This is a genomic window from Sanguibacter suaedae (genome assembly GCF_016342785.1).
GTDB classification, from domain to species: Bacteria; Actinomycetota; Actinomycetes; order Actinomycetales; family Cellulomonadaceae; genus Sanguibacter; species Sanguibacter suaedae.
The window spans coordinates 370,040-376,902 of the sequence record NZ_JAEINH010000002.1; the positions used below are offsets into that span (position 1 = coordinate 370,040).

Annotated in this window: 5 protein-coding genes; 3 read left to right on the top strand and 2 right to left on the bottom strand. The window is 75.3% G+C overall.

Going from position 1 to position 6,863, the window contains the following annotated elements; all coding sequences use genetic code 11:
* Positions 1-46 precede the first annotated feature (46 nt).
* A complete protein-coding gene (locus JAV76_RS04050) occupies positions 47-271 on the bottom strand; it encodes a DUF3107 domain-containing protein (protein WP_198732719.1) in 225 nt (74 codons plus the stop codon).
* A gap of 54 nt (positions 272-325) precedes the next feature.
* A complete protein-coding gene (locus tag JAV76_RS04055) occupies positions 326-1,042 on the bottom strand; it encodes a TetR/AcrR family transcriptional regulator (protein WP_307843976.1) in 717 nt (238 codons plus the stop codon).
* Positions 1,043-1,269: 227 nt separating this feature from the next.
* Here JAV76_RS04055 and JAV76_RS15200 point away from each other — a divergent pair, with 227 nt between their 5' ends.
* From JAV76_RS15200 to JAV76_RS04070, 3 genes are all read left to right on the top strand, one after another.
* Positions 1,270-2,154 carry a DUF3152 domain-containing protein gene (locus tag JAV76_RS15200; RefSeq protein WP_307843977.1) on the top strand — a complete coding sequence of 295 codons (885 nt, stop codon included), beginning with the start codon at positions 1,270-1,272 and terminating at the stop codon, positions 2,152-2,154.
* A gap of 46 nt (positions 2,155-2,200) precedes the next feature.
* Positions 2,201-5,539 (top strand): ATP-dependent helicase, encoded by a 3,339-nt coding sequence (locus tag JAV76_RS04065; RefSeq protein ID WP_198732720.1) that lies wholly within the window; start codon positions 2,201-2,203, stop codon positions 5,537-5,539.
* A partial coding sequence (locus JAV76_RS04070) for an ATP-dependent helicase (RefSeq protein ID WP_198732721.1) occupies positions 5,536-6,863 on the top strand: 1,328 nt, incomplete at its 3' end. The genes JAV76_RS04065 and JAV76_RS04070, both read left to right, overlap by 4 nt.

A 6,863-nucleotide genomic window follows, 5' to 3' on the forward strand; every position in this document is an offset into this window, starting at 1 on the left:
GCCCCACCGCCGGTGGGGCGCCCCTCGTCGTTCTCCGGTGGCGGGGTCAGAGCGAGCCGAAGCCCACCCGCCGCTGCGCCTCGGAGCCGATCTCGACGTACCCGATCGTCGCTGCGGGCACGAGGACACGGCGCCCGCGCGTGTCGGTGAGCTCCAGGAGCGGACCGCCGCTCAGCGCGTCGCTCACGGCCTTGGTGACGTCGTCGGCCGACGCGTCGGTCTCGACGACGAGCTCGCGTGCCAGGTTCTGAACACCGATCGTGATCTCCACGGGTCCCACTTTCCATCGCTTGTCGCTGACGTCGTCAGCCGGGCTGCTCCGATCCTAGGCCGACGACGGGTCCTCGGCCGCTCCGCCGCGACGCAACATCCCGTGGATTCCGCGCCAAGCGAACTGGGCGACGAGGTCGACCGTCTCCTCGCTCGTCGGGGAGCACTCCCACGGCTCGTCGAGCTGCTGCTTGAGCAGCGCGTCGGTCGCCGCGACGCGCGCCATCGCCGTCGCCGTCCACGCCACCGTGAGCGCCTGGCTCGGGGTGAGGTCCGTGAGGCGCCCGAGGACCCGCGCGAACGCCTCGGCGTTGCGCCGGTCCGGCCCCTCGACCCGTGATCGGACCGCGGTGTCCCTCGTGACGTCCGACTCGAAGAGGAGGGACGCGGCCACGCCGGACCCCTCGGCGAAGTCGACGTAGGCGCGGACCACCGCGTGGACCACGGCGTGGCCGTCCGCGCTGCCCTCGACGCGGTCCGGGTCCTCGAGCGTGGCCAGGGCCGCCGAGACGGCGTCGACGAGAGCCTGGCCACGCTCGTCGACCACGGCGAGGTACAGGTCGAGCTTGGACGGGAAGTGGCGGTAGAGGATCGGTTTCGAGACGTCGGCCCGCTCCGCGATGTCGTCCATGGAGATGTGGTGGAAGCCGTGGGCGGCGAAGAGGTCCTGGGCTATGGACAGCAGCTGGGCGTGGCGCTCGAGCCGGGGCATGCGGGGGCGAGGATGCCTGTGCCCGTCGGGCTGCCCGTCGGGCTCTGCGGTGCTGGCCACCACTTCAGCGTAGATGCACGCCGCGCGAAGTCTGGCACGATGGACGTGTGCCCACCTCCTCCTCCCGTCCGGGCGACGGCCCGCGCGTCCCATCGGACGACTCCCCGCCGACCCGCGCGGCGCTCCGCGCGAGGGGCGGGGCCTCCCGCGCCGCCCGGAGAGGGGCCCGCGGTCGTCGGTCATCGCACATCGGCCTCCGGTGGACCCCTGCCGCCGCGCTGTCCCTCGTGGGCGTCCTCGGGGGCGTGGGCGCCGGCGCCGCGGTGTCTGGCGACGTCCTCACCACCGTCCTCCCGTCCGCGTCGCACCTCGCGCAGGCCTCCGTGCAGCAGCTCGTCGAGCGCGTGCCCGAGGCGAGCCGCGGCGGTGGCCGCACCCCGGTGGGGGAGCGCGTCGCGGCCGCGACCGACGAGACCGGCGACCCCGTGGCGACCGCCGGCCCCACGGAGGAGGCCGTCGAGCCGACGACCGAGCCCGTCGAGGCGTCGACCGTCCCCGAGCCTGCCCCGGTCGACGTCGTCGAGCCCCTCGTCGTCCTGCCCGAGGGGGTGGACGAGGCGGGCTTCGCGGCCGGTCTGCTGTCGCCGGACGTCCCGCCCGCCGCCACCGGTGTCCTCGACGTCGTCCCCGGAGAGGTGCCCGCGCCGGGTGCCGGGGAGGTGAAGACCGTCCGCGTCCAGGTCGAGCGCGGGCTCGAGGTGGACGCGGAGAAGTTCGCGACGCTCGTCATGGACACGCTCAACGACCCCCGCAGCTGGGGAGGCGACGGCTCGCAGACGTTCGCACGGACCGAGGGCGAGGCGACGTTCGCGGTGACGCTCGCCAGCCCCGCGACCACGGACGCCCTGTGCGCCCCCCTCGAGACCGAGGGGCTGTGGTCCTGCGGTCAGTACCGGCACGCCGTCCTCAACCACATGCGCTGGGTCGAGGGGTCGGGGATCTTCGGTGACGACCTCGCCGGGTACCGCCAGTACCTCGTCAACCACGAGGTGGGGCACGTCCTCGGCCACAAGCACGTGAGCTGCGGAGCTCCGGACGAGCCGGCACCCGTCATGGTCCAGCAGAGCGGCGACGTCCTGTCCTGCAGGCCCAACGGCTGGCCCTTCCCGTAGGCCCCCGGACCACTGGTGTGTCGGTGGTCCGTGATGACATGTGCGCATGGAGCTGCGCCCACCTCGTGACGACACCACGGAGCCCTCGGGTTCGTCGGCGGTTCGTGTCGTCCTCGACGACTCGCAGAGGCGCGCTCTCGAGGTGGCCTCGCACGCCCCGACGTCGCTGATCCTCGGGGCGCCGGGCACGGGGAAGACGGTCCTGGCGATCGAGCTGGTCGTCGCCGCGGTGCGTGGCGGCGTGTCCCCCGACGAGGTCCTCGTCCTCAGCGCCACCCGGCGCGGCGCGGGGGAGCTCCGCGACCGGATCGCGGCTCGGCTCGGTCTCACGGTGCGCGGTGCCATGGTCCGCACCGCGGCGTCCGCGGCGTTCAGCGTCCTCGCGCGCAGCGCCCAGGCGCACGGCGAGCCTCCACCCACCCTCATCACGGGCCCCGAGCAGGACCTCGCGCTCGCCGAGCTCCTCGAGGGGCACGCCCGTGGTGAGGGGACGTCCGTCCGCTGGCCCGCCCACGTGCCCGAGGAGACCCTCGCGCTGCGCGGGTTCCGGGAGGAGCTGCGGGACCTCCTCATGCGCGCCGCCGAGCGGGGCCTCGCGCCCGACGAGCTCGCTGACCTCGGCGACCGCCACGGGCGGCCCGAATGGGTCGCCGCGGCAGCCGTCTACGACGAGTACCTGTCCGTCATGTCCTTGCGGCAGCTCACGCCGGACGCCGGAGCCCGGTACGACCCTGCCGTCGTGGTCGACGAGGCGGCCCGGGTGCTCGCAGAGGCCGACCCGGAGGACCGGCCGGGGTGGCGCGTCGTCGTCGTCGACGACTACCAGGAGGCGACGGCCGCGACCGCACGGCTGTGCCACGTCCTCGCGTCCCACGGGGCCCGCCTGGTCCTGCTCGCCGACCCCGACTCCTCCGTGCAGGCGTTCCGCGGTGCCAGCCCGTCGCTCGTCGGGCGTGCCGCCGCCGGAGCGCCGCCGCGCGAGGGCGACCTCGGGCCAGGGGACGTGGTCGGCGAGCTCGGTGCCACGACGGCCGTCCTCGAGCGGGCGTGGCGGCACGGGCCCCGGGTCCGCGCCGCGACCCGCACGGTGTCCCAGGAGGTCGGGACCGTGGGAGCCGTCGAGCACCGTCGTGCCCGGCCTGCCTCCGAGGTCGAGGACGTGGTGGAGACGACGGTCCTGCCGGGCCGCCCGCTCGAGGAGGCGTACGTGGCGCGCGTGCTCAGGGCCGAGCACCTCCTGAGGGGCACACCGTGGTCGCGCATGGCCGTCGTCGCACGCTCCGGCGGCGAGCTGGTGCGGCTGCGCCGTGCCCTCGCGAGCGCGAGCGTCCCGGTCGCGATCGTCGGCGCCGACGTCGCCCTGCGCGACGAGCCCGCCGTCCGGCCCCTGCTCCGGGCCCTGCGAGCCGTGAGCACCGACGACCCGCCCGACGTCGACCTCGTGGTGGACCTCCTCACGTCGCCGCTCGGGGGGATCGACGCGGTCGCCCTGCGGCGCCTGCGCAGGGCGCTCCGCACGGAGGAGCTCGCCGCAGGCGGGACGAGGACCTCCGACGACCTGCTGGTCGAGGTCGTGGAGGACACCGCACGGAGCGCGACCCTCCCGCACGACGTCGCGCGAGCGCCCGGACGGGTCGCACGCGTCCTCGCCGCCGGCCGCGACGCGGTGGCCGCTCCCGGAGCGACCGCCCAGACGGTCCTCTGGGCGCTGTGGGCCGCAGCCGACCTGGCCGAGACGTGGCGGAGCATCGCGGTCCACGGCGGCCCGGGCTCCGCGCGGGCCGACCACGACCTCGACTCCGTGATGGCGCTCTTCCGGTCCGCGGAGCAGTTCGTGGACCGCGTCCCGCAGGCCACCGCGCTCGCCTTCGCCGACCTCGTGGAGTCGCAGGACATCCCGGCGGACAACCTCGCCGTCGGCGGCGCCGGCGAGGAGACGGTCCCGCTCCTCACCCCGGCCGGTGCGGCCGGGGGGGAGTGGGAGGTGGTCGTCGTGGCGGGCGTCCAGGACGGGTCGTGGCCCGACCTGCGCCTGCGCGACTCGCTCCTCGGGGCCCAGTCCCTCGTCGACCTGCTCGACGGGCGGTCCGACGGCTCGCCGATGGGCCGCGAGGCGCGGCGTGCCGTGCTGGCCGACGAGCTCCGGGCCTTCGTCGTCGCCGTCTCGCGGGCCACACGCAGGCTCGTCGTCACGGCCTCCCGGGACCTCGAGGACGAGCCGTCCGTGCTCCTCGACCTCCTCGGTCTCCCGGACGTCGGCGGACCCGAGGACGCGACGGACCTGCCCGCGGGCGACGCAGGGCCCGGCGGGGAACCGCTCGGTGCCGCGCCGCTCGACCTGCGCGGCCTGGTCGCCGTGGTCCGGGGAGAGCTCGTCGACGAGCTCTCCTCCGTCGACGGGTCCGAGCGTGCCGAGCGGCTCGCGGGGCTCCTCGTGGACCTCGCGCGGCACGGGGTCGCCGAGGCCGACCCACGGACCTGGTACGGGGCCGCGGAGCTCTCGACCGACGCACCCCTGTGGGCCCCTGGCGCGAGCGTGCCCGTGTCCCCGTCCAAGGTGGAGCAGGTGCACCGCTGCGCGCTGCGGTGGGCGCTCGAGAGCGCGGGCGGCACCACGCCTGCGGCGCTCGCGCAGTCGGTGGGGACCCTCGTCCACGACATCGCCAGGACGATGCCCCGGGGCCGGCACTCCGAGCTCGCTGCCGAGCTCGACCGGCGCTGGCCGGAGCTCGGGATGCCCGACGGGTGGCCCGCGACGCAGGCACGACGCAGGGCCGACGACATGGTGCGCCGACTCGCGGACTACGTCGCCGAGGTCGAGGGCGACGTGGTCGTCGAGGAGGAGTTCGAGCTCGAGGTGGGCAGGGCGGTGCTGCGCGGCGCGGTGGACCGGATCGAGCAGGTCGACGACGGGGTGCGCATCACCGACCTGAAGACGGGCAAGGGAATCCCGACGGCCGCTGACGCCGAGACGAACGCCCAGCTCGGCGCCTACCAGCTCGCCGTCGAGTCGGGGGCGTTCCCGTCGCTGCCCGAGGGGACGCGCAGCGTCGGAGCCCAGCTCGTCTTCCTCGCCGAGGGAGCACGCGGGGCGACGCGACGCACGCAGCCCGCGCTCGGCGACCCCGGCTCGAGCTGGGCGAGGTCGCTCGTCGAGGAGGCCGCCGAGACGATGGCAGCCGCCCGCTTCGCCGCCGTGGAGAACTCCCTCTGCGGCGTGTGCACGGTCCGCCGCGCCTGCCCGCTGCAACCCGAGGGGCGGCACGTCGTGGGCCCTGCCCCTGCCCCCGACGGCGACGGCGACGGCGCCGGTGCCGGCGCCCACGCGCCGTCCACGAGCGGGACGCCCATGGACGCCCCCCAGCCCCAGGAGCGCACCCCATGACCGCCACCACGCCCCCGATGAGCGCGGAGCGCATCGCCGACCTCCTCGGTCGGCCTCGCCCCACCCCGGAGCAGACGGAGGTCATCGAGGCCCCGCTCGAGCCCATGCTCGTCGTCGCCGGAGCGGGCTCCGGGAAGACCGAGACCATGTCCGCGCGCGTCGTGTGGCTCATCGCCAACGGCCTCGTCGAACCGCACGCCGTCCTCGGTCTCACGTTCACCCGGAAGGCCGCGGGAGAGCTGAGCGAGCGCGTCACCCGGCGTCTGCGCCAGCTGCGACGTGCCGTGCCGGGACGCGTCGACGGGGTGCTCGACGCCCTCGACCGCCCCACGATCTCCACGTACAACTCCTACGCCGCGTCGCTCGTCTCCGACCACGGGCTCCGCATCGGCCGCGAACCGGGCGCCCGTCTCCTCTCCGAGGCCACCCAGTGGCAGGTGGCGAGCGAGGTCGTCGAGCGCTGGCACGGTGACCTCGAGACGGACGCCGCCGTCTCCACCGTCGTGGGCGCCGTCCTCGACCTGTCCGGAGCGCTCGACGAGCACCTCCTGTCCGTCGCCGACGCCCGTGCGGGCATCGCACGGCTCGTCGACGACATCGCCGCCACGCCGCCCGGCGGCAGGCGCACCACGCTCCACGCCGACGTCGTGAAGCTCGTCCGCTCGCTGGGCGAGCGGCACCGCCTCCTCGACGTCGTCGAGGCGTACCAGGAGCGCAAGCGGACCATGGACGCCCTCGACTTCGGCGACCAGGTCTCCCTCGCCGCGCAGCTCGCGGAGGGTGTGGAGGCCGTCGGGCAGGGTGAGCGCGACCGGTTCCGGGTGGTCCTCCTCGACGAGTACCAGGACACCTCCTACGCGCAGATCCGCCTCCTCAGCGCCCTCTTCGGCTCCGGGCACCCGGTCACCGCTGTCGGGGACCCCAACCAGTCGATCTACGGGTGGCGGGGCGCCAGTGCCTCGGGACCCGCACGCTTCCCCGACCAGTTCCGGACCGCTGGCGGCGCACCGGCGCACGTCCACCGGCTGTCGACGTCCTGGCGCAACGACCTCGCCGTCCTCGACGTCGCCAACACGACGTCCGCGCCCCTCTTCGCCGCGGACCCCGGCAACTCGCTCCCCGCCCTCGTCGCGCGACCCGACGCCGGGATCGGCTCAGTGCACGGCGTCTACGCCGCGACCGTCGAGGAGGAGGCGGCCGCGGTCGCGGAGCTCGTCGCCAAGCGGTGGGAACCGGGCACCACGACCGCAGCCGTCCTGTGCCGTGCCCGCAGCCAGTTCCCCCTGATCGAGGCCGCGCTGCGCGTGCGCGGCCTCCCCGTCGA

Bases quoted from the DNA above. Each gene is read 5' to 3' on its own strand.
- JAV76_RS04065 (WP_198732720.1), top strand. From the start codon at position 2,201: ATGGAGCTGCGCCCACCTCGTGACGACACCACGGAGCCCTCGGGTTCG.